The organism is Streptococcus sp. GMD4S (genome assembly GCF_000296955.1).
Window position 1 is genome coordinate 1 of record NZ_AJRE01000275.1, and the last position, 1,038, is coordinate 1,038.

At 38.6% G+C, this 1,038-nt stretch carries 2 protein-coding genes and 1 pseudogene; all 3 read right to left on the reverse strand.

The window, feature by feature from the left end; translation table 11 throughout:
- Positions 1-5 precede the first annotated feature (5 nt).
- Positions 6-200 carry a hypothetical protein gene (locus GMD4S_RS09315; RefSeq protein WP_000751344.1) on the reverse strand — a complete coding sequence of 65 codons (195 nt, stop codon included), beginning with the start codon at positions 198-200 and terminating at the stop codon, positions 6-8.
- The gene (locus GMD4S_RS09320; RefSeq protein WP_000409926.1) at positions 197-403 is read right to left on the reverse strand and encodes a hypothetical protein; all 207 of its coding nucleotides are present in this window, start codon (positions 401-403) and stop codon (positions 197-199) included. The genes GMD4S_RS09315 and GMD4S_RS09320 overlap by 4 nt, the downstream gene beginning before the upstream one ends.
- 123 nt (positions 404-526) lie before the next feature.
- Positions 527-1,038: pseudogene (locus tag GMD4S_RS09325) on the reverse strand (DAK2 domain-containing protein); the annotation flags it as partial.

Genomic DNA, 1,038 nt, shown 5'->3' on the forward strand with positions numbered 1-1,038 from the left:
CAACTTTAATCACAGTCATGAGATTCTCCTTTCAACCACTTCATTCCCATAGGGAAAACAACGAAAATCATAAATCCAAAACCCCAAGAACCACGAATGAATTGGCGAAGCAAGGTTTGGTCAAACCAACCAGTAAACATTTCCACTAACCATACCAAGAGTGACAGGCCGATAAAAAGATAGGTGATTGTTTTTTTCATTCCTCAAACTCCTTTTTCACTTCTCTGACTAATTTCAAACCTTCTCTGACAAGCCAAGACATCATTCCAAAGCCAGCAAAGAGCTCCCAAGGAAAATGGTAGAAACCTTCGTCCAATCCTGAAAACATGAGATAGGTCATAACTCCTGCTGCTACTAAACTCACTGCGACAATCATTTTATTTTTCATTTCTTCTTTCTCCATTTCATACTTCAATTATAGACTTTTGAAATTGGCGGAGCTAGATGCTTCTGTCACTAGGAAATATGACAAATGTCATAAAAAAAGAAAGCTGTAAAATCAACTTTCTTTTTTATCTATTAAATTTTATTCCACACTGAAAAGATATGGATATACAGGTTGTTGACCTTGGTGAATCTCTACTTCAACATCTTCGAATTCTTCTGCGATTTCTTGGGCAATTTCATTGGCAAGTTCTTCGCTTCCATCTTCACCGACATAGAAAGTCACGATTTCACTATCTTCATCCAACATATGTTTCAATGTTTTAGTCAAAGTTTGGTGCATGTCAGGGTTTGATACGAGGATCTTACCATCTACCATACCAAGATTGTCATTTTCATGAATTTCCAAACCATCGATAGTCGTGTCACGAACGGCTGTTGTTACACTACCACTTACGACATCACCAAGGGCTGCAGTCATACGTTCTTTGTTTTCTTCGATTGATTTGCTTGGATCAAAGGCAAGAAGACTGGTCAACCCTTGAGGAATTGTACGTGCTTCTACAACAACAGCAGGTTGTTCAAGCACTTCAGCCGCAGACTGAGCTGCCATAAAGATATTTTTGTTGTTTGGCAAGAAGATGATGTTGCGAG